This is a genomic window from Micropruina sp., assembly GCF_047602385.1.
Classification (GTDB): domain Bacteria; phylum Actinomycetota; class Actinomycetes; order Propionibacteriales; family Propionibacteriaceae; genus Micropruina.
In genome coordinates this window covers 182,586-207,345 of sequence record NZ_JASGHL010000001.1, presented here as the reverse complement: position 1 = coordinate 207,345, position 24,760 = coordinate 182,586, and the positions used below count along the sequence as shown (strand labels likewise).

The following is a 24,760-nucleotide window of genomic DNA, read 5'->3' as shown; positions in this document are numbered from 1 at the left end:
TCCCGAGTTTGGGCCCCTCACCGTGAGCCATGGCCTCACACTTGTGACAATGGAGTCGGTCCAGGACTGGGCGACATTCGCCGATGACGTCGTGCTAGTGCGCGTCCTAAGTGAAGAGAAAATGGCCGTGTCCGAGGAAGAGCGCGCAGCAGGTGAGAGCTACATTCCCCGGACGATCACCGTCGAGGTTCGCCGGACGCTCTGGTCCCAGCCGGCGATCGATCGGGCGGTCCCGCTCACCATGACCTTGGAGCAGGGAGCTTGGCTCTTCGGCAGGGATCGCCCTGAACGCAGGGTTCTTGCCGACCTGAAGGGATCGTGGGGACAGGTGGGGCATGATTACGTGGCGGCGATCGCCTATTCGGGCTTCGGCCCAGCGGAATCGGCGAAGAAGAAGTGGGGCGTGTTGACCATGCTGCCCGCTGATGGCGGCGTCGTCGGCAACGGTGAGGCAATCGTCGGCGACGCTCTGACCGGATCGTTCGTCTCTGCGGTCAAAGATGCCGAGGTCTCGAACGTGACCAAGGTGCTGGCCGCCGCTTCGCCTTACCCGAAGGCAGTCAAGGTGATGGACCGCGACCTGTCGGTCCGGGCCAGTTCCGTCAACAGCGAATAGGCGTCTCTTGCGCGGGCAGGCAAGGCCCGGTGGACGGACATCGTGCCTCGATCGGCAATCCGAGCCAATACCAACGCTGGCGTGTCCTGATCAGACCACCTGGTGCAGCCAACGGACGTGGGCGCCGTCGCCGGCTTGCCGGAAGACCTCGAGTTCAGCGTCCCAGGCGGTGCCGAGCAGGTCGGCGATCGTGTCGTGCAGGGATCGGCGTCCCAGCGCGTCGGCGGCGATCGCCGCGTTGAGCCGTCCCTCGTTGATCATGATGTCGCCGTGCAGGCCGATGCTGGCGTGGAAGATCCCCAGCGCCGGCGTGTAGGAGTAGCGGACAGCTTCGGAGTGCGCGGTCGCGTCCTCGGTGATCTCGAAGCGGAGCCGCTGCCAGCCCTTGAGCGCGCTGGCCAGCTTCGCCGACGTGCCCACCGGCGCCGTCCAGGTGTACTCGGCTCGATAGGACGCCCGTGCAGCGGGCTGCGGCGTCCAGTCCAGATGGACGGGTACGCCGAGAGCACCGCCCACGGCCCAGTCGACATGCGGGCACAACGCGGACGGCGCGGAGTGGATCTGCACCACTCCATGGGTGGTCGCCATGGTCTTCTCCTTCGGCCGAGCAGCTGCCTTCCCCTGCATCTCTCGGTCGTGGAGTGCGTCCATTGTGCCCCAGGCGTCACACCGGGACCAAGCGCAGCCCGCGCGATGACCACCGTTTCGGGCGTTGTCCGGCCACCGACACGCGAACAGACTGGCTGCATGCCGAAGACCACGAAGAAGAGCAAGCTCAAGAAGTCCGAGCTGCCCGGCCCCGTCCGACGCTCCGGGAAGAAGGCCCGGCGCACCTTCGCGAAGACCTACCTCTCCGCGATGGAGAGCTACGACGACGAGGCCCGCGCCAACGCCACCGCCTACGCCTCGCTCAAGCACTCCTACGAGAAGGTCGGCGACCACTGGGAGCCCAAGGACGAGCCCGGCCCCTCCGACGCCCGGGCCGAGCAGGGCGGGCTGAACAGTGAGGAATCCGCCGGCGGGGTGGACGCCAATGCCACCAAGCAGCACCTGCTCGAACTGGCCCGACGGCTGGACGTGCCAGGGCGTTCGACGATGACCAAGAGCGAACTGGTCGAGGCCCTGCAGAAGGCCAACGACAAGGCCAACGCGCACGCCCGGAAGCGCTGACAAACGACCGCCTGAGGGGCTTGGATGGTCGGATGAGCGATCGGGTGCTGGTCGAGCGACGCGGACACATCCTGCTGATCGGGCTGAATCGTCCCGAGAAACGCAACGCCGCCGACCTGGCGATGCTGCACGAACTGGCCGGGGCCTACACGCTGCTGCACACCGACGCCGAGCTGCGGGTCGGCGTCGTGCACGGGATCGGCGACCATTTCACCGCCGGCCTGGACCTGCGCGATGTCGGCCCGGGCCTGGCCTCCGGCGACCTCGATCTGCTGCCGCCGGGAACGATCGACCCGTGGGGTGTGCTGACCGGGCCGGTCGCCAAGCCGGTGGTGGTCGCCGTCCAGGGCAGCTGCCTGACCTTGGGCATCGAACTCGCCCTGGCCGCGGACGTCGTGGTCGCCGCGGCCGGCACCCGTTTCGCCCAGCTCGAAGTCGCTCGCGGGATCATGGCGTTCGGCGGCGCGACCATCCGGCTGCCCCGGCTGGGGTGGGGTGATGCGATGCGCTGGCTGCTCACCGGCGACTTCTTCGACGCAGCCGAGGCACACCGGATCGGGCTGGTCCAGGAGGTCGTCCCGGACGGCACCCAGCTGGACGCCGCGCTCGCGCTGGCCGAGCGGATCGCGGCGCAGGCCCCGCTGGCCGTCCAGGCCAGCCTGGCCAATGCCCGGCTGGCGCAACTGGATCCGCATGCGGCGGCCGGACGGCTGCATCCGGTGGTGGCGATGCTGGCCGGCACCGACGACGCCCGGCGCGCCGTCACCGACTATCTCAGCGGTGCCCCGGTCAGCTTCGAGGGCCGCTGACGGACCGCGGCGGTACAGTCGGGACACCCCCACCGGAGAGGCACCCCCAATGTCACTCGCCGTCACTCGCCTGTTCGCGTCGGTTACCGCGCTCGTGCTGGGCGCGTCCTTGCTCGGCGCCTCCACACTGACGTCCTCGCCCCCGGCCGGCGCCGCCGCACCCGTCGTCACCACCGTCGCGTCCGGTCTGAGTCTTCCCTGGGACGTCACCTGGGTCGGCAACGTGATGCTGTTCAACGAACGGCCCGGGCGGCTTTGGTCGCTGCGTCCGGGCGGGACCCCGCAGCGCGTCACCGTGCCGCTACCCCGGCTGTGGACGGCGTCCGAGGCCGGCCTGCTCGGCATGGTCGCGCACCCGGCGGCGGCGACGAACGGGCTGTTCTACACCTGCATGTCGGTGGCCAAGGGCACCGGGCCGGGAGACGTCCAGGTCTGGCAGTGGCGGCTGAAGAGCCCGACCGAGGCGGTGAAAGTGAAAGTGATCCTGACCGGCATCCCGAGCAACAAGGGGCGGCACAACGGCTGCCGGCTGCGCTTCCGGGCGTCCGACCTGCTCTATATCGGCACCGGGGACGCCGCCCAGGGCACCGCCGCGCAGAACCTCAAATCACTCGGCGGCAAGGTGCTGCGTGTCCATGCCGACGGCCGGATCCCGAGCAGCAACCCGTTCTCCAGCAAGGGTGGCAAGGCTCGATATGTGTGGAGCTACGGTCACCGCAACGTCCAGGGGCTGGCCTTCCGGAGCACGAGCAGCCAGCTGTGGAGCGTCGAGCACGGCCCGGATCGCGACGACGAGGTCAACCGGGTGATCCGCGGCGGCAACTACGGCTGGTCCCCGACCCCCGGCTACAACGAGAGCGTGCCGATGACCGACCTCAATCGGTTCCCGAAGGCGGTCCGAGCCAAGTGGCGCTCGGGGAAACCCACCGTGGCCACCAGCGGCGCCACGTTCCTGTCCGGAGGTCAGTGGGGAACCTGGAACGGACGCCTCGCGGTCGCCATGCTCAAGAGCCAGGGCATCCGGCTGTTCACCGTCGGACGCGGCGACAAGGTGACCGAGGCGGCGATCATCGCGACCGGCTACGGCCGGATCCGGACCGTGCAGCAGGGTCCGGACAGCGCGCTCTACTTCACCACCTCGAACGCCACCGTCAAGGAACCGGCCGTCGACAAGGTGTATCGGCTGACGCTCGCGGGCTGAGGAGCTGCCCGATCCGGAATGGGTCTCGACACGCTCACCAACGCACATACCCCGCTGAACGCTAAGGCCAGCGGGCACCGAGGGAGATCACCGCGATCGCGGCCAGGACGGCGAAGCCGAGGGCGTAGCCGGTGTAGACCTCGGTGACCTCCTGCTCTTCCTTCACATAGCCGATCTGCTGGGCGATGTTCTTGTAGACATCCTTCAGCTCGGACGCCGACCCGGCGGCGAACTTCTTTCCGCCGGAGATGTCGGCCACCTTCTGCAGTTCCTCGTGGTTGACCGGCACCGGCTCGCGGCGTCCGCGGTCGACGACGTAGCCGTCCCGGGTGCCGTAGGCGATGGTGTAGATCGGGATGCCGCGCTTCTTGGCCTCCTGCGCGGCCGGCGCGGAATACCTGGGGATGTTGGTGAAACCGTCCGACAGCAACACGATCGCACCCGGTGCCGGTTCGTTGGGGTGGTCGGGGTCCACCGGGGCCAGCGCAAGCGCGTCCAGGGACGAGTAGATGCCCTCACCGATCGAGGTGGACGGCGCCACTTCGAGGCCCTCGATGGCGCGGGAAACCAGTCCGCGATCGGTGGTCGGCGCGACCACGATGGACGCCGTCCCGGCGAAGGCGACCAGGGCCACGTTGAACCGTGGCGGCAGCATGCCGAGGAAGTCCTTGCCGGCGGCCTTCGCCGCGTCCAGCCGATTCGGCTGGACGTCCTCGGCGATCATCGAGCGGGACACGTCGATGGCCAGCACGATCGTCGCCCGGTCGCGGGGCACGTCCACCTGATCGCTGGGTTTGGCGAAAGCGACGTTGAGCGCGGCCAGGGACAGCACCGCCGCGCCGACCGCGATGTGCCGCTTCCAGGCCTGCTGTTTGGGCAGCACCCTGTTGAGGTTGGAGATCCCGGTGGTCCGGGTCCTGGTGCTCTTGCGCCGCAGCAGGACGAGATAGAGCAGCAGCAGCACCGGGATCAGCACCAGCCACCACAGCCGGCCGGGCTCCAGGAACGCGATCATCGGATGCATCATCATGGCCACCTAGCTCCCAGCGAGACCGCGGCAAGCGCGGCCACCACGGCGAAGGCGAGACCGTAGCCGGCCCAGGTCGCGGTGACCTCCTTGCGGACCTCTTCGTAGCCGACCTCGCTGCGGATGTTCTTGTACACCGAGTCCAGCTGGCTGGCCGACTCGGCTGTGTACGCCTGCCCGTTGGTGAGTGCGGCGATGCGCTGCAGCAGCGGCTTGTCCGGCGGCACCTTCTCGCGCTTGCCGTCCAGGTCGACGTAACCGTTCTCGGTGCCGTAGGCGATCGTGTAGACCGGGACCTTCGCCCGGGCCGCCGCGGCCGCCTCCTGGGTGGGCGAGCGTCCGGCGGTGTTCTGTCCGTCCGAGAGCAGCACGATGGCGCCCGGCGGCACCGAGCCGTCGGCGGCCTTCGGGGCCGATTGCAGCGTGGCCATCGCCACGTTGATCGAGTCGCCGATCGCCGTCGAATCCTGCAGGGTGAGCGCGTCGATCGCGCGGTTCACCTGCCCGCGGTCGGTGGTCGGCGGCAGCCGGGACGCCGGGTTGCCGGACAGGCTGACCAGGGCCACGTTGTAGCTGGGCGGCATCGAGGCGACGAACCGTTTCGCCTCGGTCTTCGCGGCGTCCAGCCGGTTGGGCTTGACGTCGGTGGCGGCCATCGACTGGGAGATGTCCAGCACCAGCACGATGGTGGCGCGCTCGCGCGGCACCCGGTCCACTCCGCTGGGACGCGACCAGGCGATGGTCAGCGCGACCAGGCTGAGCAGCGACAACGCCACCGCGAGATGACGCCGCCACTGGGACTGGACCGGTACCACCGCGCCGAGGATGGAGGTATTGGTGAACCGCATGCCGGTGCGGTTCTTCCGCCTGGTCAGGTAGATGTATGCGGCGACCAGCACCGGGACGAGCAGCAGCCACCACAGACGCTCCGGATTCAGGAACATCTGATCGAGATTCACTTGCTCACCCCCTGCGGCGGTTGGTGCAACATGCCCGCGACCCGGCGGTAGGCGAGCACGAAACGGGCGATGTCCTGCACCCAGTCTCTATCGGTGCGCAACTGGATGTGGGCGGCCCCGGCCCGCCGCAGCGAGATCCGGATCCGCTCGCGCTGGGCGGCGGACGCCGCGTCCATCCGGGCCCGGGCGCCGGCGTCGCTGGTGTTCACGTAGCGCTGGAAGTCGGTTTCGGGGTCGCGGATCAGGATGTCGCCGACATCGGGGAACTCGATCTCGCGCTTGTCCACCACCTCGACAGCGATCACCTGGTTGCGCACCGCCAGCCGGCGGATCGACCGCTCCCAGTCGGGCTCGACGTTCGGATCCAGCTCGGAGTCGCCCGCGGAAAGGAAGTCGGAGACCACGATGCGCATGCCGCGGCGGCGCTGCAGCCGGGTGAGTTGCTCGATCCCGGCGGCCAGGGTGTAGGGGCCGACGCTGTGGTCGGGCACGATCGGCTCCTCGAGCATCCGGCGCAGCAGCCCGTACAGCGCGGTCCGGCCCGACCGAGCGGGCAGCCGGCGGATCGCGTCCGGACGCATCATCAGGCCACCGAACCGGTCGCCCATCCGCTGGGACAGGAAGCCGATGGTGGCGATCGCGGCGATCCCCAGGTCGCGCTTGGTGACGCCCTCGGTGCCCCAGTTCATCGACGGGGTGACATCGAGCAACGCCCACACCTCGAGTTCGCGGTCGGCGATGGTGTCGCGGACGTGCGGCGCCTGGGTGCGCGCGGTGACTGCCCAGTCCATCTTGCGGACGTCGTCCTGGCCGGGCACGTAGAGCCGGGCGTCGTTGGTCTCCGAGCCCGGGCCGGGCAGCAGCCCCCGGTGGTCGCCGTGCAGGAAGCCCTCAAGCCGGCGGACCACCGTCAGTTCGAGCCGGCGCAGCGCCGCCTCCGGTGCCAGCTTGTGCAGCGGCAGGGTGGCCCGGGTCGGTTCGCGCAGCACCGATTCGACGACGTCCAGGTCGTCGTCGGGCGGCTCGAACTGCATCTGTTGGGACAACGGCTCAGTTCTGGTAGCTCGGGTTGTGCCGGTGCTGGCCGTGGGCCTGGTCGCGCTGCTGCTGGTTCCACACCGGCGTCGGCGGCGGCACCATCGCAACGATCCGTTCGACCACCTGGGCCGGGGCGATGTTGTCGGCGACGGCGTCGAAGCCGAGCACCAGACGGTGCGACATCACGTCCTTGGCGACGGCCTGGACGTCGGTGGGCAGCACGTAGTCGCGGCCGTGGATCAGGGCCAGCGCCCGGGCGGCGGCCACCAGGCCCAGCGTGGCACGGGGCGAGCAGCCGATCTGGATCACCGAGGTCAGGTCGGGCATGCCGAACTCGGCCGGCGTCCGGGTGGCCAGCACCAGCCGGACGATGTACTCGGCGACCAGGTTGTGCACGAAGACGTTGGACGCCTGGTCCTGCAGTTCCTTGACCCGGGCGGGGTTCAGCACGTTGGTCGGCTCCGGCGGCTGCACACTCATCCGCCGGAGGATCTCGAACTCCTCGTTGCCGCGCGGATAGGGCACGTCGACCTTGAGCAGGAAGCGGTCGCGCTGCGCCTCGGGCAGCGGGTAGACACCCTCGGATTCGATCGGGTTCTGGGTCGCGATCACGATGAACGGCTTCGGCACCGGGTAGGTGGTGCCGCCGATCGAGACCTGCCGCTCGGCCATCAGCTCGAGCATCGCCGACTGGACCTTGGCCGGCGCCCGGTTGATCTCGTCGGCGAGGACGAAGTTGACGAAGACCGGGCCGAGCGCGATGTCGAACTTCTCTTGCCGGGCGGAGTAGATCCGGGTGCCGACGATGTCGGACGGCACCAGGTCGGGAGTGAACTGGATCCGGGAGAAGTCACCGCCGACCACGGTCGCGAAGCTGCGCACGGCAAGGGTCTTCGCCACGCCGGGGACGCCTTCGAGCAGGACGTGGCCCTTGGCCAGCAGGCCCACCATCAGCTGCTCGACCATGTGCTCCTGGCCCACGATCACTCGCTGCACCTGGGCGATCGCCTCACCCAACGCGCGGGCGGCCTCACGCGTGGCCGGATTCCCTTGCGGCTGCTGGCCGGGGGCCTGGGTCGGATTGGACACGCGTGTCTCCTGCTCGCCGAATGCACCTTGGGACGGGCTTGACCCGCCGAATCTCGAGGCCACCTTACCGGGCAGGACTGTCAGCTCCCTGTGCGCCGGACGGGCATGCGTGAGTTGGTGCCTGGCACCGAACGCGCCGCAACCGAGGTGCTCCTCCGGGAGCGTGGCATCCGGGGTCTATCCCTCGCACCGGAAGAACTCGTGGGATCGGGCAGAATGGACGCCCCGCCCGGTCGTCGGTTGGCCAGGTGTGATGAGATGGGAGCCGATGTCCGAGCAGCAGAACCCGGCCCCCGGCGACCCCCAGTCGTCCGGCGCGGTGCCGTTGACCCCGCTGCTCGGTGACGATCCGCCCAAGGTGGGCGACTTCTGGCTTGACGCCCGGCTGGTGGCGGCGCCGTCCGGGGTGGCGTTCGCGGCGCACGACGAGGCGAATACCCCGGTGATGCTGCTGCTGTTGTCCGAGGGTGCCTCCAACGACGCGGCGGCGCGTGACCGGCTCTCGGGCGTGGTCAACCAGTTGCACATCGACACCGTCGTCGCTCGCGGCGGGCATGGCCAGGACGAAGGCCGGCTGGGACACCGGTACCGGCACGAGGACGACGACCCGGTCGACCCCGACGACGCCCCGCTGGCGCCCTGGGTGGCACTGGCCTACGACGGCTCCCCCGCCGCGATCGCCGAGGCGTCCCGGATTCTCGACGAGGTGCAACTGGCCCGGCTGCCGTTGCAGGGCACCCCGGCCGGCCCGGACTACCGGCTGCACTGGATCGACCGGACCGGTCCAGGCGTCGCCCGGCTGTGGCCGCTGCCCTGGCCCGGACGGCACGACCGGGCCGGCTGGGTGTCGATCCTGGCGTCCTGGCTGCTGATGCTGCTGATCGCCGCGCTGGCGGTGCTGATCGCCATCCTGATCTTCCAGGCGTCGCCGCGACAGATGCCGCCGCCGCCGGTGCCGCCGACCGGTTCACCGCCACCGCAGTCGAGTTCGCCGTCCCCGCAGTCCGGCTCGCCCTCGCCGCAATCGGGATCGCCCTCGCCCCAGTCCGGCTCGCCCTCGCCGCAATCAGGATCACCCTCGCCCCAATCGGGCTCGCCGTCCCCACAGTCCGGCTCGCCCTCGCCGCAGTCGGGCTCGCCGGCCGCCGGTCCGCCCTCCCCCAACTCGCGGTTGTGAGCATTCGACTGATCGTCACCGATCTGGACGGCACCTTCGTCGACCCGGTCGGCGAGGTCTCCGCGCTGAATCGGCAGGCGCTGGGATTCGCCGCTGAGTGTGGGGTTCCGGTGGTGGTGGCGACCGGGCGGCCCTCCCGCTGGCTGCAGGTGCTGGACGGCCTCGCCGGCGTCCATCCCGAAGTGGTGGTCAGCAATGGCGCCGGCATCTACCACCTGCATCAGCGACGGCATACCGTCGTCGAGGGTCTCGATCCGACCGTTGCCCTGCAGGTCGCCGACGACCTGCGAGAGGCGATCCCCGGTCTGGTCTTCGCGCTGGAGTGGGGCGAGCAGTTCGGCTGCGAACCCGGCCTGCCGCAGGATCGCGGTGACTGGCTGCGGGTGGGACCGCTGCGGGAACTGGCGGACGAACCGAAGCCGGTGCTCAAGTTGTGCGCCTTCCACCTGGGCCTGGACAGCGACACGCTGGCCCGGCTGGGCCGCGAGGTGATCGGCGAGCGGCTGACCATGACTCATTCGCATCTCGGCGACTACGGCCTGCTCGAGATCAGCGCGCCCGGGGTGACCAAGGCGTCCGGGCTGATCGGGCTGTGCCAGCGGCTCGGCGTGGACGCCGCCGAGGTGGTCGCGTTCGGGGACATGCCCAACGACCTGCCGATGCTGGCCTGGGCGGGGCACGGGTACGCCATCGCCGAGGGGCATCCCACCTTGCTGAACGCCGGTTTCCGGCTCACCGAAGGTCCGCAAGAGGAAGCTGTCGGACGGGCCATCCTGAACCTGCTCGGTTGAGGAAGCATCGATCCTTCGCCGGTTCAGCTTGTCGACGCTTACGGGTTGAGCTTGTCGAAACGCTTCCATGCCCGCGGACACCGATTCAGGTCTCGACAAGCTCGACCAGCGACGGGCTTGATTCGTGTCTCGACAAGCTCGACCAACGACGGGCTCGATTCGGCTCCCGACAATCTCACCCACCGCGTCCCCCAATGGGTGCCTCGCCGGTTACCCTCACCGCATGCGGGGGAAGCGTCGGTTGTGGGTCCGGGTCGCGGTCGGACTGCTCGTGGTCGTCGTGGTGGCAGCGGTCGGCGGGTACTGGTACGAACGTCCGCTGTTGCGCACCGGAACCGGATACGCCGCGCACAGTGCGTGCGCACTGGACACGATCGCGCATCGGCCGATGACCGACGATCTGCCACCCAACCCATTGGTTCCCTACCTGCGGTTCGGTGCCGACGCCGGTGGCTACCGGGGATCGGTGCTGGGTGCCCTGGCCGCGCAGCAGGCCTGGGCCGTGGACGGGTTCGGCTGCACGCTGGCGCCGCAGCGTCCCTCATTCGGAGCGGCTACCCCCATCTCCGCGGCTGCCAATCCCCTGACGACCCAGCCCACGCCGTCGCCGGGTCCGGCCCTCGAAAGGGCTCTGGCTACGGCCTTCGGCGATGACCTGGATCAGGCCGGACGCGACCGGCTCGGCACCCGGGGCGTGGTGGTGGTCCGGGACGGCAGGATCGTCGCCGAGCGCTACGCCGGCGGTTTCAGCGCTGGGACGCCGCAGCTGGGCTGGTCGATGGCCAAGAGCGCGACCAGCTTGCTCACCGGCATCATGGTAGCGAAGGGCAAGGTGGCGCTCGCCGACGACCGGCTGCGTCCGGAGTGGACCGACGAGCGGGCACGGATCACCGTCGAGGACCTGCTGCGGATGCGCAGCGGGCTGGCCTGGGACGAAACCTACGACCTGGGCACCACCATCACCGCGATGCTCTACGACCAGCCCGACATGGCGTCCTTCGTCGCCTCGCAGCCGCTGGCCCATCCGGTCGGGGCCGTCCAGCAGTACTCGTCCGGTTCGACCACCCTGCTATGCGGCGTCCTGCGGACGAAGACCGGGCAGGGCGCGGACCTGCCGCGAGCCGAGTTGCTGGCACCGCTCGGGTTGTCGTCGGCGGTCTGGGAGGCCGACGCCACCGGGACGCCGGTGTGCAGTTCGTACCTGTGGGCGACACCGCGCGACTGGGCCGCGCTCGGCCAGTTCGCGCTGGCCGACGGGGTCTGGAACGGACGCCGGCTGCTGCCCGAGGGCTGGATGCGGCAGACCACGACGGTGGTCACGCCGCCGTCGGCGGAGGATCCCAACTACGCCGCCGGCTGGTGGGCGAACCTGACCGCGTCGGGCTCGGTCGTCGACCAGCGGTTGCCCCGCGACGCCTACTGGGCCAGCGGCCACGACGGCCAGCGGGTGTACGTGGTGCCATCGGCGAAGCTGGTCGTCGTCCGGCTCGGCTTCTCCCCCGTGGCCGACGACCTGCGCACCGAACAGTTGGTAGCCGACGTCATCACCGCGCTCGGCTGAGTGCGGACCGGGTCACCTCGTGCGCGGCAGGAGCACCGCCAGCACCAGCCACGCCGTCCCCCACCCGGCGAGCGCCAACTCGGCGACGGTGCCCTGCTGACCGAAGGCCGGCGTCGCGAGAATGAGGTAGAGCAGGCACACCAGCGGCCACACACGCAGCGGTGCCGAGAACGTCGCGGTGAGCGCTGCGGCGATCGCCACCGGGACCATCCCGACGATGTGCAGCAGGGTGGCAACCACATAGAGCACGGCGGTGTCCTCGCCCCGCACTAGTGACACCACCTCGGCGATGCCGACCATCGCCCAGCTCACCCCGGTCAGCCACAGCCCGGCGCGGGCGAGGCGTCCCCCGCGGATGGCGGAGCGGCCGAGTCCGGCCACCACCCCGATCAGGAGAACGGCGGACACCGCCGACACGATACTCAACAACGCCGGTCCGGCGAGGCTCTGCGGAACGACCGTCGCCAGCGCGGCGGATGCATAGCCCAGGGCACCGGCGATCCCGGCCCGAACGACGCCGCTCCGGCGGCTGAGCGGGCTCGTGGTGTTCGGTGGGGCCGGCAACCCGGACGTCGGATGATTGCGCCGAGCCAGTTCCCGCGCCTGCAACTCGTGGCCGCTCATGACGCCACCCGCGCCGTCTCGGACATCCCGACGCGGTGCAGGTAACTGCCCTCGCCGACCAACGCGGCCACCGCGTCCCGCAGCGAGCGGGACGGGTCGGACGCCCCCGCCCACCAGCCGGCGGTGACACCGTCGGGCCGGGCCAGCAAAGCGCCATCGGTGGGGATGCCGAGCCAGCGGGCGGTCAGCGGGTCCACCCGGCGCAGTCCCACCGGCGGGCCCGGGACCTGCGCGGCCGCGGCCCGCCAGCGCTCGGCCGCGCTCGACACCAGCAGCGTCAGGCCGTTGCCCAGCAGGTCCAGCGTGGACAGCTCACCGACCGCGCTGGGCAGCCAGGCGTGCCGGAGCCGTCCGCCGAGGTCGGCAGCCAACTCATCGACGGCGGTGCGGGCACCACCGGAGGGGTCGCCCGAGCGCGCCACATTGTGCGCGGCCACCGGACGCCGTTCGCCCTCATAGCTGTCCAGCAGACCGTCGGGTGCCCAGCCGTTGAGCACCCAGCCCAGCTTCCAGCCCAGGTCGTAGCTGCTCTGGACGGCCGAGTTCAGCCCGGTGCCGCCGCGCGGGGTGATCTGGTGCGCGGCGTCCCCGGTGAGGAACACCCGCCCGGTCCGGAACCGGTCGGCGAGCCCGGCCGCGAAGGTGAACGAGCCGATCCGCCCGATCGCCGCTTCCAGGTCCGGGACCCCGCTGGCCAGCCGGATCAACCGGGTCGCCTCCTCGGGCGAAGGCACCGGCAGCTCCGCGATCGACGCCGAAACCGCACCGTAGATCCACCGGTCGCCCTGACCAGAGGGCACGAACACGCCCGCGGCAGCCGGATGGTCGATCCGGTAGAGGAAGTAGCGCCGGTCGCCCACGACGTCCCACAACGGAGCGCGGAACTCGACGCTGATCGCACGGGAGAGCGCGCCGGGTCCGCTGACGCCGATGCCGACTGCCTGCCGCACCCGGCTGCGGACGCCGTCCGCGGCGATCACGTAGCCGGCCGAGACCCGTCGCTCACGGCCAGTGGCCAGATCGCGCAGCGTGACCAGCACCTGGTCGTCGCGTTGCTGCAGACCGACGAACTCGGTGCCCAGCTCGACCGCGGTGCCCGGGTAGCCGCGCAGGGCGTCCAGTAGGACGGGCTCGAGATGATCCTGAGGCACGCAGGCCGGCGAGGTGGGGCTGAGCACGATGCTCTGTTCGCGGCTGGGGAAGCTGGTCGGGTGTTCCGCGCCGGAGATCGTGAGGGTCTCCCCCGCCCACTCCTTCCACTCGACGTCCACCCCGCCGGCGCGAACGCTGGACTCCAAGCCCCACGACCGAAGGATCTCCATGGTCCGGGTGCTCAGTGAGGTGGCGCGCGGTAGTGCAGAGAGTGATCGGCGGCGCTCGACCACCTGCACGGCCACCCCCTGGCGGGCGAGGCTGAGCGCCGCCACGAGGCCGGCGGGACCCGCTCCGACGACCAGCACGGTGCTGGCGGCGGAGACCGATGACAAAGACATGATGACCTCCCGATCATTTGACTAAACATTACGTCTTGTTGAATCGAGTATCCGCAGGACAGTCTGTCGTGTCAACTTGACAGACCGTCCCGCCGAGCGCACACTCAACTTCATGAGACATACTGTTGAGTCAAGTTGCGCACCGCTGCTGGTGCAATCGCGTGAGCAAGGCGGCACCCGACGGCGGGTCGTTCGTCCCGGACAAGGACGCGTCGGCGATCTCGGAGCGATCAGCGTCGAGTTCAAACTCGACGGTGCGGACACCGGTGGCGCCCTGGCGATCGTCGAGCATGAGTTCGGCGTCGGCGCCCTGGTGTCGCCACACCGGCACACGTTCGAGGACGAGTTCTCGATCGTGACCAAGGGCCGGATCGGCTTCCGGACCGGTGACCACGAGGTTGTCCTCGGCGTCGGTGGCTACATCGCCAAACCGCGGGGTGAGGTGCACGCCATGTGGAACGCCGGCGACGAACCCGCCCGGATGATCGAGGTGATCAGCCCCGCCGGATTCGAGCGCTTCTTCCACGAAGTAGCCGACCGCTCGGCCGCCGGCGACACCGACCCCGAGCGGGGACGCGCGCTCGCCGACTCGTTCGGCTTGGAGGTCGTCGATCCGCCGTGGCTGGCCGACGTCGTCCGGCGGTACGGCCTGAGCGACGCCGGTTCGATGGACGAGGCGTCCGTGGGTGAGACGGCGGCTCCGTGGGGCACTGCGCACGAGGTCGTCGGGACTGCAGGTTCGCAGTTGGCGGGGGCCGTCCGATGAAGGGCGCACGACGCTTGGTCGGACTGATCGCCGCCGCGAGCGCAGTCATCGCTGCGACCGCATTGCCGGTTGCGGCACAGCCGTCCGCCGGACAGCCGGCCGCCATCCAGTCGAGCACGGGGCGGTCGGCCGCGGCGCTCCCCCACCGCGGCGGATCGGGCGATGGATTCCCGACCCGGAGCGTGACCGGCTTCTTGGCCCTCGATGGCCACGGGTTCGACACCAACCCCCACGACTACGACATCGCCGACCGGGCACTGGCCACCGTCTTGGCCGAGCACCCGGACAGCCCACTCGCCGCCCTTCGGGAGGGCAGCGAGCCACTGACCGTCTTCCTGCCCAACGATGGCGCGTATCACCGATTCGTCGCCGACTCACTCGGGCACCGGAACTCCACGGAGGCCGCGGTGTTCGCCGACCTCGCCGACTCACTGTCCATCGACGGCCTGGAGGCACTGCTCCTGCAGCCTCAGGTCGTTCCCGGCCGGACGCTCAGCTACCGCGGCCTGCTGCGAGCGGATGGAACCGGCCTGGACACGCTGTCACCGTTCGAGCGAACAGCGATCGAGCTGGACGTGCGGCACCGCCTGCTGGTGCGGCTGAAGGACGCCGACCCCGACGACCGCGACCCCATGATCGTCCGGCCCAACCTGAACCTCGGCAATCGACAGGCGATCCACGGAACCGACGCCGTGTTCCGGATCATCGACCTGCCGTAGCCATCCATCGGGGGAAGGGTTCGACAGGCTCAGCCAGCGATGGTTGAGCCTGTCGAACCCCGTCAGTCGCGTGACCAATCTCGTGAGCCGACAAGAACCGTCCCCGCTTACCACGTCCGGTGAGAATGGACCGCGGGTCTGTTCCCACGGACCACAACTGGCCCAACGCCCCCACGCCGATCCCGCCAGGTTCGACCGGCGGACCGGACGCCGCCGGTGCGGATCGGCGCCGGTCTACCGGGATCAGTCCCGACAGACGGCTCGCTCGGCCATCCAGACCAGGGTGTCGACCGCGTCGTCCACACTGAGGCCTTGGCCACTGATCAACAGGTCGAGGCTTTCGAAGCTGGTCAGCACCCAGAGTGCGTTCAGTACCTGCTCACGGGACAGTCCGGGGCGCTGCAGATCCTGATCCACCAGGTGATTGGCCAGGCTCTCCATGCCTGCCCGGCGATCCTCCTCCATATGCCGGACGGCGCCGCCGGCCGACTCGGGATCGAGCCGGTCCATCGAATGCAGCACCCGGTAGACGGCCAGTTCCGAGCCCTTCATCCGGCTTGCCGCCGCGATCCCCTGCCGAAGATGCTCGCGGGCATCGTCGGCCGAGACCGCCTGGGTCAGCTCGGCGATCCCCGTCCGCTGCCACAGGTCGGCGACGAAGGCGTCGAACATGCCCGCCCGGGACCCGAACGCCAGATAGATCGTCGAACGCGAGACGCCCGCGAGCTCCGCGACGCGCTCCAGGCCGGGCCGCTCGGTCGGACGTTCCCGCAGGCACTGGCCCACCGCGTCCATGATGCGCCGCTTGGTCTCTTGCGCCGTCTCGGCGCGGACCACCTGCTCGTACTTGCGTCTCGCCATCCGCCCACCATATTCAATGGACACATCGTAGGACAAATATCCTGCCGAGCATCCCCGTCGCTACGGCAGCCGGCGGAGCAGGGCGTCCGGATTGTGCCGATAGGTCTTCGGGCTCGATTCCCCGGCGGACAACGCCTCGAGGGTGGAGGTGAGCAGGGCGTTGACCGGGGTCGGGACGCCGGCTTGGGCTCCGTACCGCGCCACCGCGCCGTTGAGGAAGGAGACCTCGGTGCGTCCGCGTCCACCGTGCAGGTCGATGTGGAAGCTGGGCATCTTGTCGCCGCGGCCGGCACCGAGCGCCTTGGTCAGCGCTGGCTGGGCGATCAGCCGCGGCAGCCGGGTGGCCAGGGCAAGTGCCCGGACGGGGGTGCCGGGCAGGTCGACCACGCCATGGCCGAGCGCCTTCATCACCGCCAGACACTCCCGCAGCACCGCCACCTCGAGACCGTAACTGCGCTTGTCGGAGAAGAGTTCGGCGACCGTTCGATCCAGGATCGCCGAGGTGGCGTTGCCGGTCAGGTTGGTCAGCAGCTTCGACCATTTCATCGCGCCCGCGTCGGCGAACAGCCGTCCGGACAATCCGGCACGTTCGAGCGCCGCGACCAGAGGTTCGCTCAGCCGGTGGCCCATCGCCACCCCGATGCCGCGATGCTTCTCCTCGACGACCTCGCCGAGTCCCGGTTTGCTGACCGCGGTCGCCACGGTGCCGGCCAGCACCCGGTCGGCGCCCAAGGTCGCCGCGATGGTCGGCTCGTTGTCGACGCCGTTCTGCAGCGACAGGATGCTCGGCACCTCGTGCCCGGTGGCGACCAGCTCGTCCAGTGCGGTCTGGGTGTCGAACGACTTCAGCGCGAACACCCCGATGTCGTAGGGACCGGCGGCCAGGGCGTCCGCGGCGCTGCCGTGCAGGGTGACGTTGCTGACGATCCGGGTGGCGTCCGCGGTGTGCAAGGTGAGCCCGCGAGAGGCCAGCGCCTCGGCGGTGGCAGGCCGCTCGATGAAGCTGACCTCCTCACCGGCGGCGGCCAGGCTGCCGCCCACGTAGCTGCCGATCGCGCCCGCGCCCAGGAACAGGAACCTCATGACAGGACTCTCTCGGCTCGGCGTCCACCAGGCAAGCTGGCACCGCGCCCAACACCCAAACGCTCGCCGAACTATTCAGGGCTTGCTGAGTTCAGCGAGCCCTAAGTAGTTCGGCGAGCGCGTGGGTGTGGGGGTGGGCGGAACCGGGAAGGGCTACTTGACGACAGCCTCGAGCTTGGGCGCCAGCCGCTCGATGGCGTACTTGCTGGCCATCGTGCTGCCCAGCGAGTAGGCGGCGGAGAGGTCGCCGTCGATCACCACGGCGCGCCCGGCCTTGACCGCTGGGACGGCCTTCCAGGCCGGGTCACCGGTCAGTTCGGGGGTCTTGATGAAGATCGGGAAGGCGACGATCAGGTCGGCGTCGATGGTGTCCAGGTTCTCCGGGGAGAGGCTCACCGAGAAGCCGGTCGCGCCCGGCTTCATGGCGGCGATCTTCGGGTTCAAGACGAAGCCGAGCTTCTCCATGAAGGCGACCCGCTCGGCGCCCTTGATGTATGCACCCCAGCCACTGCCGGACTTGGTGGCGGCCGTCACCGTCTTACCCTTCCAGCCGGGGTGGGCCGCAGCGGCCGCGTCGAAGGCGTCCGACACCTCCTTGAGCAGCGCCTTGCCCTTCTCTTGCTCACCGAGAGCGGCGGCGATCATGCTCACCTGCTGCTCCTGCGTGGTCAGGTAGCTGTCACCACCGGTGGGGACGCCGATGGTCGTCGCGATGCTCTTCAGCCGGTCGTAGCGGGCCTGGTCGCCGGAGCTCTTCACGTCGAGGATCAGGTCGGGCTTGAGCTTGGCGATCTTTTCGTAGGACGGTTCCATGGTGCCGATGATCTCGGGCGCGGTGGTGTACATGCCCTTCGCCCACGGCCCGACTCCCTCACCGCCGAAGCCGAGCCAGTCGGACGCGCCGACCGGCTGGACGCCGAGCGCCAGCGCCGTCTCGGCGTCGGCCCAGCCCAGCGCCACCACCCGCAGCGGCTTCGCCTTCACGGTGATGTCGCCGAATTTGGTGGGCACGGTCGCCGGGAACGCGCCCGCGGCCGATGCCGAGGCCGACGGGCTGGCCGAGGCGCTCGGCGTGGCTTGCGGTGTGGACGAACAAGCCGACAGTGCCGCCAGCAGGGCGGCCGCGACGGATGCCGCGAGGGCTCGCATACGCATGTATTTCCTTCGGTCGAGCGGATGATGGACGCCGCGGTCTCAGCGACGGCAGCGGGCGAGAATTTAGGTAAGGCTAGCCTATGATCTTCCCCGTGACCGCCCTCCGTCCGCCCCCCGGCACCGCGAGCCCCCCGGTCACCGCCACTCACTCAGCCGGCAGCCGGACGCTCGGCGCGCTGCTGCTGCTGGCGGCCCTCGGGGTCGCCGTGATCGCGAGCCTGGCGATCGGCGCCCGCTCCATTCCCCCGCTCGAGGTGCTGCAGATCCTGCTCGGCAACGACACCGGCCAGAACGCCCTGGTGGTGATCGACCTGCGGGTGCCGCGGACGCTGGTCGGCCTGGTCGCCGGCGCGGCACTGGGCGTCGCGGGCGCCCTGATCCAGGCGGTCACCCGCAACCCGCTGGCCGACCCGGGCATCCTCGGCGTGAACGCCGGCGCCGCTTTCGCGCTGGCGATCGGGACCGGCGTGCTCGGCGTGTCCGGCGCCCTCGGGACGCTCACGCTGGCCTACCTGGGCGCTTTCGGCGCGTCCCTGCTGGTCTACCTGATCGGCTCGCTCGGCCGCGGCGGGGGCAGCCCGGTCCGGCTGATCCTGGCCGGGGTCGCGCTCGGGGCTGTGCTGGCCGGCGTCACCCGGGCGATCGTGCTGACCGACCGTGAGCGCTTCGCCGCGATGACGGCGTGGGAATCCGGCTCACTGCTCGACCGGGACGCCGGGCTGCTCAACTGGGCGACGCCCGCTGTCCTGGTCGGCCTGGGGATCGCGCTGGCCATCGGCTCGTCGCTGAACGCCATCGCGCTCGGCGACGACCTGGCCGCGGCCTTGGGCGCGAACGTGCTGCGCACCCGCGTCCTCGCGGTGGCCGCGGTGATGCTGCTGGCCGGCACCGCCACGGCCCTCGCCGGGCCGATCTCGTTCGTCGGGCTGATGGTGCCGCACGCCGTCCGGTGGTTCACCGGACCGGACCAGCGCTGGATCATCGGCTACTCCGCGCTCGCCGCGCCGACGTTGCTGCTTGTCGCGGACGTGTTGGGACGGGTCGCCCTCGGCCAGGACGAACTGCCGGCCGGCATCGTCACCGCACTGGTCGGAGCGCCGGTGCTGATCTTCCTGGTCCGCCGCCGGAAGGCGAGCGAACTGTGAGCGCCGCCACGGACACTCGCCCGGCCAACCCCCGTGCGGGCAGCGTGCCGGTGCCGCTGCTCGGCGGCTGGGCCCCGGTCCGCGGACTATTGGTCGCCAGCATTGTGGTCGTCGCCGCCCTGGTGCTCGCCGTGGTCGCCCTCGGGCTCGGCGATCTGCCGCTCAGCCCGGCCGAGGTGGTTGAGGCGCTGTTCGCCACCGACGGGAGTTTCACCTCCACGGTGGTCCGCGACTGGCGACTGCCGCGGGTGCTGGGCGCCCTGATCTTCGGGGCAGCGCTCGCCGTCTCCGGCGCCGTCTTCCAGTCGCTGACCCGCAATCCGCTCGGTTCGCCGGACGTGATCGGCTTCGCCACCGGCGCGTACACCGGCGCGCTGATCGCGCTGACCGTGGTCGGCGCGGGCGCGATCTCGGCCTCGGCCGGCGCACTGGCCGGTGGCCTGCTCACCGCGGTGGTGGTCTATCTGCTCGCCTACCGGCGCGGCATGCAGGGCTTCCGGCTGATCATCGTCGGCATCGCCGTCACCGCCATGCTGCACGCCGCGAACCTGTTCCTGCTGTTGCGGGCGCAAGAAGACGTGGCGATGGCGGCCGCGATCTGGGGCGCCGGCTCGATCTCTTTGCTGGGCTGGCCGACGCTGGTCCCCGCGATGGTCGGATTGCTGCTGTGCAGCCCTGGGCTGCTGCTGATTCCTGGTTTGCGCCAGTTGGAGCTCGGCGATGATTCGGCCGCCGCCCATGGAGTCTCCGTCGAGCGCGTCCGGATCGGGCTGGTGCTGTTCGCTGTTGCCCTGGTGGCGATCGTCACGGCCAGCACCGGCCCGATCGCCTTCGTGGCGCTGGCCGCACCCCAGGTCGCCCGGAGGCTGGCCGGCAGCGCCGGCATCCCGCTGATCTCATCCGCTGCCGTCGGTGCCCTGGTGCTGCTCAGCGCCGATCTGATCGCCCAGCAAACCCTGCCCGTCGACCTTCCGGTCGGCATCGTCACCGTCGTGCTCGGCGGTGCCTATCTGCTCACCCTGCTGGTCCGCGAAGCGAGGAGCCGGTCATGACCTCCCCCGCCCACGAAAGCCTCGGCCTGCCCCGGTTGCGCGCCGAGGGCGTCACGCTGCGCTACGACCAGCGGGTGGTGAGCACCGGCCTGACCGTCGACATTCCCGATCGCGAGTTCACCGTGATCATCGGACCGAACGCCTGCGGGAAGAGCACCCTGCTGCGTTCGCTGTCGCGGCTGCTGCGTCCGGCCGAGGGCGCGGTCACCCTGGACGGTCGCGCGCTGGACGCCTACAAGCCCAAGGAGTTCGCCCGTCAGGTCGGGCTGCTGCCGCAGTCGTCCATCGCCCCGGACGGGATCACCGTGGTCGACCTGGTCAGCCGCGGCCGGTTTCCCTACCAGAAGCTGGTCCGGCAGTGGACGCCTGCCGACGAGGACGCCGTGCGCACCGCCATGGCTGCCACCAATGTGGCCGAACTGGCCACCCGCGAGGTGGCCGAGCTCTCCGGCGGCCAGCGGCAGCGGGTCTGGGCGGCGATGGCGATCGCCCAACAGACCCCGGTGCTGCTGCTCGACGAGCCCACCACCTACCTCGACCTCACCCACCAGATCGAGATGCTCGACCTCTTCGCCCGGCTGCACCGCGACGGCACCACCATCGTCGCCGTGCTGCACGACCTCAACCAGGCCGCCCGCTACGCCACCCACCTGATCGTGATGAAGGCCGGACGGCTGATCGCGGCCGGCCCGCCCGGGCAGGTGCTGACCGTCGAACTGGTCCGCGAGGTATTCGAGCTGAACTGCCTGGTGATCGACGATCCGGCCTCGGGAACACCGCTGATCGTGCCCACGGACGGGCACTGGCGCTGAGCCTGTCGCTGGTTGAGCCTGTCGCTGGTTGAGCTTGTCGAAACCAGGTCGGCTCCACCGAGGGTCTCGACAAGCTCTCCCAACGAACCCACCCGTCGCAAGGGTCTCGACAAGCTCGACCAACGAACTAGGTCGGCGCCACCGGGGGCTCGACAAAGCTCGTCCAACGACTCCAACCGGGTCGAGCAACACAGCCTATAGGCTATAGGCTGTGCAGGTGGCCACTCCGTTCCCCAGCAAGAGCCAGTTCGCCTACGCGGAGGTGAAACGTCGCATCCTCGCCGAGGAACTGATCCCCGGCGGCCCGATCGGGCAGGAGCGGCTGGCGTCCGAGCTGGGCATCAGCACCACCCCGCTGCGCGAGGCCCTGAAGCAGCTGGCCGGCGAAGGCCTGGTCACGCTCAGCTCGCACCGGGACGCCATGGTCACCGAACTGACCGCACCCGAAGCCCGAGACCTGCTCGACCTGCGCCGCGTCCTCGACCCGTTCGCCGCCGAACTCGCCGCCGAACGCCGCGGAGAGGCCGACCTCGCCGCCATCGCTTCCGCTCTGGACGCCCTGCATCCGGTGGCCGCCCAGGCCACCGCCGAATCCCTGCACGCCCACCGCGCCTTCCACCGGGCCGTCTACCAGGCGTCGCACAACCCGTCGCTGATCGCCATCCTGGACGGCCTCTGGGACCGTTCCGATCGCTACCGGCTGCTCGGTCTGCGGCACCGGAGCAGTCCTCGCGAGCACGTCGAACGGGTCCGCGCCGAGCACGCGGCGATCGCGGACGCCGTGTCGTCCGGCGATCCGGTCGCCGCCCGCGCACTCATGCTCGAGCACGTGGATCGCAGCCTGATCGGCAATGTCATCGCCGAACTCGCCGCGGACGGCCGGTGAGCGGCCGGGGACGCCGCCAGTTCCTGCTGCTACTGGCGACCCTGGTCGTCACCCAGACCGGGCTGCACGCGGCGCGTCCGCTGATCTCGTACCGGACCATCGCGATGGGCGGCGGCGGATTCGAGGTCGGCATCGCGGCGGCGGCGTTCGCGGTGCTGTCGGTGCTGGCAGCGATGCCGCTGGGCCGGTTCACTGACCGGACTGGCCGGACCCTGACGCTGCTGGTGATCGGCACCGTGCTGTGCGCCGCCGCGGTCACCTGGCTGGCGCTGGCCCCCGATCTGCTGTCGGTGGCGGCGTCCTCCACCGCACTGGGGTTCGCCCATGTGCTGCTGATGGTCGGTGCGCAGGGCCACGTCGCCAAGATCGCCGCCGACGACGAACTGGACGCCGGCTTCGGCTGGACGACGGCGTCGGTCTCCGCCGGCCAGCTGCTCGGACCGCTGCTGGCCGGTTTCGCGCTGGGTCCCGGTCAGGTCGGCGTCGCGGGCTCGGCGTGGGCGGCCGGGCTGGCCGCGGCCGTCGCCGCCGCGGCAATCCCGTTGGCGGTCTGCCTCGGACTGACAGTCCGCACCCGGCAGCCCGCTCGCCGCCCCGCCCCGAATCCGGCGGAGCGGATCGGCAGCCTGGAGCTGACCCGGCGTCCCGGCGTTGCCAGCGCACTGCTGACCAGCATGGCGCTGCTCACCGCGGTCGACATCCTGACCGCCTACCTGCCGCTGGTAGCGCACGACCGCGGCATCGATGCGACCGCGGTCGGGTTGCTGCTCGGCCTGCGGGCCGCGGCCTCGCTGGCCTCGCGGATCGGGATCGGACGGCTCGCCGCCCGCTGGGGCCACGACCTGCTGGTCACCGCGAGCACGATCGGCTCGGGGGTGGCGCTGGCCGTCATCGCGCTGCCGGTGTCGTCGATGGCGGTGCTGATCCCGACCGCCCTGATCGGCGGGTTCCTGCTCGGCATCGGCCAGCCCTTGACCATGACCCTGGTGGTCCGGTCGGTTCCGGCCACGGCGCGTGGGGCCGCGCTGGCCCTGCGGCTGGTGTCGAACCGGGTCGGGCAGGTGGTGCTGCCGACGCTGGCCGCGATCGGCACCGGCTGGCTGGGCGCGGCCGGTGCGCTGTGGTTCTCGGCCGGGGTGCTGGCGGTGTCCGGGCTCGCCCACCGGATCGACCGACGGACGCCCGGCACCGGCTGATCAGAGCGGGACGCCGCCCACGGTGAACATGCACAGCAGGAAGGCGGCGAAGGTGCCGAGCCCCCACTTGGCCGAGGTGATCTGCCACTTGCCCATCTCGACGCCGGTCAGGTTCAGCAGCAGGTAGATGAAGCCGACCAGCGGGCTGAGCAGGTGAAAGGCCTGGCCGGCGGTGGAGGCGATGGCGATGTCCATCGGCGCGAAGCCGTTCTGGACGCCGACCTGGTTCAGCACCGGCAGCACGCCGAGGTAGAACGCGTCGTTGCTGAGCAGGAAGGTGCCCGGCGCCGAAGCGATCGCAGTGACCAGCGGCCAGTGCGAGCCCAGGGCGTCCGGCACCCAGTCCGACAGCGCCTGGCCCATCGCGCCGCTCATCCCGGTGCCGGCCAGGACGCCCATGAACACACCGGCGGCCAGCACCATGATGATCACCTGGACGGCCGACGAGCCGTACTTCTCGACCACCCGGCGCTGATCGACCAGGTTGCCGTAGTTGATCACCAGCGCCAGGGCGAAGCCGATCGCGAAGATCAGCGCGGCGTTCACTTTGGGGATGAACGGCAGCTCGCCACCGAAGATCAGCACCACCATCATCACCATGGTCAGCACGAGGTTGAACCAGACCTTGTGCGCGCGGCCCAGGTCGACGTCCTCGGGGTGGGTGGTCTTGCCCACCTCGGCGAGCTCCTCGGGGGTGATGTCCACCACCCCCAGCCGCTTGCGCTCGGCCAGCCCGCGGATCACGGCCACACCCACCACCCACAGCGCCGCCAGCACCATGCCGGGAATGATCCGGCGCAGCAGCTCTCCCTCGTCGACCTTCAGCGCGGCGATGATCCGGGCGGTCGGACCACCCCAGGGCAGCAGGTTCATGATCGAGTTGGCCAGGATGATCAACACCGCCAGGTCCATCATCTTCATCTTCAGCTTGCGGTAGACCGGGATCATCGCCGAGCACACCACCAGGGTGGTGGTCGAGCCGTCGCCGTCCACCGACACCGCCAGCGACAGCACGGCGGTACCGACCAGCACCTTCAACGGGTCACCCTTGACCACCCGCAGAATGAACGCGACGACCGGATCGAACAGGCCGGCGGTCAGCATCAGACCGAAGTACAGGATCGCGAACAGCAGCATCACGGCCGTGTTCGCCACCCCGGTGATCTGCAGCTCGGCATTGCTGCTGATGCCGGCGATGGCGAATTTGAAGATGTCCGTCCACTTGAACGCGCCGGTGACGAAGGCGGCGACGATGCCGACCACGAGGGGAACCAGCACCAGCGAGGTGAACGGGGTGGCCCTCTTGGTCATGATCAGCGTCATGAAACCGGCCACGATGATCAGTCCGAACATCGCCAGCATCGCGCACTCTTCCTCTTCGAAGACACCCTCGGAACGGCGCATGAGCGCCCGGCCGACTGCGAGCGGCCACCTCGGACGCGGTGGGGACTGCCTCGTCCGTCTCCCCGGGAGGGTATGGCCGGGCTCGGACAGGCGGCAATACTCCTGGCCGTGAACACAATGAACGAA

General features: G+C 70.1%; 25 protein-coding genes. 14 read left to right on the top strand and 11 right to left on the bottom strand.

From position 1 onward, the window contains the following. Positions 1–49: 49 nt before the first annotated feature. Positions 50–616 carry a hypothetical protein gene (locus tag QM711_RS00980; RefSeq protein ID WP_415095857.1) on the top strand — a complete coding sequence of 189 codons (567 nt, stop codon included), beginning with the start codon at positions 50–52 and terminating at the stop codon, positions 614–616. Between the two features lie 90 nt (positions 617–706). Here the strand turns inward: QM711_RS00980 and QM711_RS00975 are convergent, their stop codons facing one another. Further along, entirely contained in the window at positions 707–1,204 is a 498-nt protein-coding gene (locus QM711_RS00975; RefSeq protein WP_415095856.1) for a DUF3145 domain-containing protein, read from the bottom strand. A 159-nt stretch (positions 1,205–1,363) separates the two neighbouring features. On the opposite strand from QM711_RS00975, the gene QM711_RS00970 reads away from it, so the two are divergent. The 3 genes from QM711_RS00970 to QM711_RS00960 are packed head-to-tail and all read left to right on the top strand — an operon-like array spanning position 1,364 to position 3,796. Further along, positions 1,364–1,786 carry a ChaB family protein gene (locus tag QM711_RS00970; protein WP_415095855.1) on the top strand — a complete coding sequence of 141 codons (423 nt, stop codon included), beginning with the start codon at positions 1,364–1,366 and terminating at the stop codon, positions 1,784–1,786. 32 nt (positions 1,787–1,818) lie between these two features. Further along, on the top strand, positions 1,819–2,595 hold the full coding sequence (locus tag QM711_RS00965; RefSeq protein ID WP_415095854.1) for a crotonase/enoyl-CoA hydratase family protein: 777 nt from the start codon (positions 1,819–1,821) through the stop codon (positions 2,593–2,595). A gap of 49 nt (positions 2,596–2,644) precedes the next feature. Continuing rightward, positions 2,645–3,796: a PQQ-dependent sugar dehydrogenase gene (locus QM711_RS00960; RefSeq protein WP_415095853.1), complete on the top strand. Its 1,152-nt coding sequence runs from the start codon at positions 2,645–2,647 to the stop codon at positions 3,794–3,796. 61 nt (positions 3,797–3,857) lie between these two features. Here the strand turns inward: QM711_RS00960 and QM711_RS00955 are convergent, their stop codons facing one another. The 4 genes from QM711_RS00955 to QM711_RS00940 are packed head-to-tail and all read right to left on the bottom strand — an operon-like array spanning position 3,858 to position 7,909. Beyond that, positions 3,858–4,826: a VWA domain-containing protein gene (locus QM711_RS00955; protein WP_415095852.1), complete on the bottom strand. Its 969-nt coding sequence runs from the start codon at positions 4,824–4,826 to the stop codon at positions 3,858–3,860. Next, entirely contained in the window at positions 4,823–5,767 is a 945-nt protein-coding gene (locus tag QM711_RS00950) for a VWA domain-containing protein (RefSeq protein ID WP_415096841.1), read from the bottom strand. Before QM711_RS00950 ends, QM711_RS00955 begins: the two co-directional genes overlap by 4 nt. 11 nt (positions 5,768–5,778) lie before the next feature. Further along, positions 5,779–6,816, bottom strand: coding sequence for a DUF58 domain-containing protein (locus QM711_RS00945; protein ID WP_415095851.1), 1,038 nt, complete (start codon positions 6,814–6,816; stop codon positions 5,779–5,781). A gap of 16 nt (positions 6,817–6,832) precedes the next feature. Then, positions 6,833–7,909 (bottom strand): AAA family ATPase, encoded by a 1,077-nt coding sequence (locus QM711_RS00940; RefSeq protein ID WP_415095850.1) that lies wholly within the window; start codon positions 7,907–7,909, stop codon positions 6,833–6,835. 268 nt (positions 7,910–8,177) lie between these two features. Here QM711_RS00940 and QM711_RS00935 point away from each other — a divergent pair, with 268 nt between their 5' ends. The 3 genes from QM711_RS00935 to QM711_RS00925 all read left to right on the top strand — a co-directional run bounded on the left by QM711_RS00935 (position 8,178) and on the right by QM711_RS00925 (position 11,438). Continuing rightward, complete coding sequence (locus tag QM711_RS00935; protein WP_415095849.1) at positions 8,178–9,086, top strand: hypothetical protein; 909 nt, start codon at positions 8,178–8,180, stop codon at positions 9,084–9,086. Beyond that, the gene (locus QM711_RS00930; protein ID WP_415095848.1) at positions 9,083–9,877 is read left to right on the top strand and encodes an HAD family hydrolase; all 795 of its coding nucleotides are present in this window, start codon (positions 9,083–9,085) and stop codon (positions 9,875–9,877) included. Before QM711_RS00935 ends, QM711_RS00930 begins: the two co-directional genes overlap by 4 nt. 223 nt (positions 9,878–10,100) lie before the next feature. Beyond that, on the top strand, positions 10,101–11,438 hold the full coding sequence (locus QM711_RS00925) for a serine hydrolase domain-containing protein (RefSeq protein WP_415095847.1): 1,338 nt from the start codon (positions 10,101–10,103) through the stop codon (positions 11,436–11,438). Positions 11,439–11,450: 12 nt separating this feature from the next. Here the strand turns inward: QM711_RS00925 and QM711_RS00920 are convergent, their stop codons facing one another. Together QM711_RS00920 and QM711_RS00915 are read right to left on the bottom strand one after the other, a co-directional pair. Then, complete coding sequence (locus QM711_RS00920) at positions 11,451–12,062, bottom strand: hypothetical protein (RefSeq protein ID WP_415095846.1); 612 nt, start codon at positions 12,060–12,062, stop codon at positions 11,451–11,453. Further along, complete coding sequence (locus tag QM711_RS00915; RefSeq protein ID WP_415095845.1) at positions 12,059–13,555, bottom strand: FAD-dependent monooxygenase; 1,497 nt, start codon at positions 13,553–13,555, stop codon at positions 12,059–12,061. Before QM711_RS00915 ends, QM711_RS00920 begins: the two co-directional genes overlap by 4 nt. A gap of 112 nt (positions 13,556–13,667) precedes the next feature. On the opposite strand from QM711_RS00915, the gene QM711_RS00910 reads away from it, so the two are divergent. Then, positions 13,668–14,321 carry a cupin domain-containing protein gene (locus QM711_RS00910; RefSeq protein WP_415095844.1) on the top strand — a complete coding sequence of 218 codons (654 nt, stop codon included), beginning with the start codon at positions 13,668–13,670 and terminating at the stop codon, positions 14,319–14,321. A 182-nt stretch (positions 14,322–14,503) separates the two neighbouring features. After that, entirely contained in the window at positions 14,504–15,040 is a 537-nt protein-coding gene (locus QM711_RS00905; RefSeq protein ID WP_415095843.1) for a hypothetical protein, read from the top strand. A 243-nt stretch (positions 15,041–15,283) separates the two neighbouring features. On the opposite strand, the gene QM711_RS00900 is transcribed toward QM711_RS00905, so the two are convergent. The 3 genes from QM711_RS00900 to QM711_RS00890 all read right to left on the bottom strand — a co-directional run bounded on the left by QM711_RS00900 (position 15,284) and on the right by QM711_RS00890 (position 18,139). Beyond that, positions 15,284–15,901, bottom strand: a complete 618-nt coding sequence (locus QM711_RS00900) for a TetR/AcrR family transcriptional regulator (RefSeq protein WP_415095842.1) — start codon at positions 15,899–15,901, stop codon at positions 15,284–15,286. 60 nt (positions 15,902–15,961) lie between these two features. Then, complete coding sequence (locus QM711_RS00895) at positions 15,962–16,984, bottom strand: ketopantoate reductase family protein (RefSeq protein WP_415095841.1); 1,023 nt, start codon at positions 16,982–16,984, stop codon at positions 15,962–15,964. A 153-nt stretch (positions 16,985–17,137) separates the two neighbouring features. Beyond that, positions 17,138–18,139, bottom strand: coding sequence for an iron-siderophore ABC transporter substrate-binding protein (locus QM711_RS00890; protein WP_415095840.1), 1,002 nt, complete (start codon positions 18,137–18,139; stop codon positions 17,138–17,140). Positions 18,140–18,231: 92 nt separating this feature from the next. Between QM711_RS00890 and QM711_RS00885 the strand changes: the two genes are divergently transcribed. The 5 genes from QM711_RS00885 (at position 18,232) to QM711_RS00865 (ending at position 23,230) form a co-directional block, all read left to right on the top strand. Continuing rightward, positions 18,232–19,284, top strand: a complete 1,053-nt coding sequence (locus QM711_RS00885) for a FecCD family ABC transporter permease (protein WP_415095839.1) — start codon at positions 18,232–18,234, stop codon at positions 19,282–19,284. Beyond that, positions 19,281–20,336 (top strand): FecCD family ABC transporter permease, encoded by a 1,056-nt coding sequence (locus QM711_RS00880; protein WP_415095838.1) that lies wholly within the window; start codon positions 19,281–19,283, stop codon positions 20,334–20,336. The genes QM711_RS00885 and QM711_RS00880 overlap by 4 nt, the downstream gene beginning before the upstream one ends. Continuing rightward, positions 20,333–21,148 carry an ABC transporter ATP-binding protein gene (locus QM711_RS00875; RefSeq protein WP_415095837.1) on the top strand — a complete coding sequence of 272 codons (816 nt, stop codon included), beginning with the start codon at positions 20,333–20,335 and terminating at the stop codon, positions 21,146–21,148. The genes QM711_RS00880 and QM711_RS00875 overlap by 4 nt, the downstream gene beginning before the upstream one ends. Before the next feature lie 217 nt (positions 21,149–21,365). Then, positions 21,366–22,034: a GntR family transcriptional regulator gene (locus tag QM711_RS00870; protein WP_415095836.1), complete on the top strand. Its 669-nt coding sequence runs from the start codon at positions 21,366–21,368 to the stop codon at positions 22,032–22,034. Beyond that, the gene (locus tag QM711_RS00865) at positions 22,031–23,230 is read left to right on the top strand and encodes an MFS transporter (protein WP_415095835.1); all 1,200 of its coding nucleotides are present in this window, start codon (positions 22,031–22,033) and stop codon (positions 23,228–23,230) included. The genes QM711_RS00870 and QM711_RS00865 overlap by 4 nt, the downstream gene beginning before the upstream one ends. On the opposite strand, the gene QM711_RS00860 is transcribed toward QM711_RS00865, so the two are convergent. Further along, positions 23,231–24,634 (bottom strand): CitMHS family transporter, encoded by a 1,404-nt coding sequence (locus QM711_RS00860; protein WP_415095834.1) that lies wholly within the window; start codon positions 24,632–24,634, stop codon positions 23,231–23,233. Positions 24,635–24,760: the final 126 nt, after the last annotated feature.

What these genes read in the sequence shown, in the direction of transcription:
- QM711_RS00980 (WP_415095857.1), top strand. Translation starts at nt 50, where the DNA reads ATGGAGTCGGTCCAGGACTGGGCGACATTCGCCGATGACGTCGTGCTA.
- QM711_RS00975 (WP_415095856.1), bottom strand. Translation starts at nt 1,204, where the DNA reads ATGGCGACCACCCATGGAGTGGTGCAGATCCACTCCGCGCCGTCCGCG.
- QM711_RS00970 (WP_415095855.1), top strand. Translation starts at nt 1,364, where the DNA reads ATGCCGAAGACCACGAAGAAGAGCAAGCTCAAGAAGTCCGAGCTGCCC.
- QM711_RS00965 (WP_415095854.1), top strand. Translation starts at nt 1,819, where the DNA reads ATGAGCGATCGGGTGCTGGTCGAGCGACGCGGACACATCCTGCTGATC.
- QM711_RS00960 (WP_415095853.1), top strand. Translation starts at nt 2,645, where the DNA reads ATGTCACTCGCCGTCACTCGCCTGTTCGCGTCGGTTACCGCGCTCGTG.
- QM711_RS00955 (WP_415095852.1), bottom strand. Translation starts at nt 4,826, where the DNA reads ATGATGATGCATCCGATGATCGCGTTCCTGGAGCCCGGCCGGCTGTGG.
- QM711_RS00950 (WP_415096841.1), bottom strand. Translation starts at nt 5,767, where the DNA reads ATGTTCCTGAATCCGGAGCGTCTGTGGTGGCTGCTGCTCGTCCCGGTG.
- QM711_RS00945 (WP_415095851.1), bottom strand. Translation starts at nt 6,816, where the DNA reads ATGCAGTTCGAGCCGCCCGACGACGACCTGGACGTCGTCGAATCGGTG.
- QM711_RS00935 (WP_415095849.1), top strand. Translation starts at nt 8,178, where the DNA reads ATGTCCGAGCAGCAGAACCCGGCCCCCGGCGACCCCCAGTCGTCCGGC.
- QM711_RS00925 (WP_415095847.1), top strand. Translation starts at nt 10,101, where the DNA reads ATGCGGGGGAAGCGTCGGTTGTGGGTCCGGGTCGCGGTCGGACTGCTC.
- QM711_RS00920 (WP_415095846.1), bottom strand. Translation starts at nt 12,062, where the DNA reads ATGAGCGGCCACGAGTTGCAGGCGCGGGAACTGGCTCGGCGCAATCAT.
- QM711_RS00915 (WP_415095845.1), bottom strand. Translation starts at nt 13,555, where the DNA reads ATGTCTTTGTCATCGGTCTCCGCCGCCAGCACCGTGCTGGTCGTCGGA.
- QM711_RS00910 (WP_415095844.1), top strand. Translation starts at nt 13,668, where the DNA reads ATGAGACATACTGTTGAGTCAAGTTGCGCACCGCTGCTGGTGCAATCG.
- QM711_RS00900 (WP_415095842.1), bottom strand. Translation starts at nt 15,901, where the DNA reads ATGGCGAGACGCAAGTACGAGCAGGTGGTCCGCGCCGAGACGGCGCAA.
- QM711_RS00895 (WP_415095841.1), bottom strand. Translation starts at nt 16,984, where the DNA reads ATGAGGTTCCTGTTCCTGGGCGCGGGCGCGATCGGCAGCTACGTGGGC.
- QM711_RS00890 (WP_415095840.1), bottom strand. Translation starts at nt 18,139, where the DNA reads ATGCGTATGCGAGCCCTCGCGGCATCCGTCGCGGCCGCCCTGCTGGCG.
- QM711_RS00875 (WP_415095837.1), top strand. Translation starts at nt 20,333, where the DNA reads ATGACCTCCCCCGCCCACGAAAGCCTCGGCCTGCCCCGGTTGCGCGCC.
- QM711_RS00860 (WP_415095834.1), bottom strand. Translation starts at nt 24,634, where the DNA reads ATGCGCCGTTCCGAGGGTGTCTTCGAAGAGGAAGAGTGCGCGATGCTG.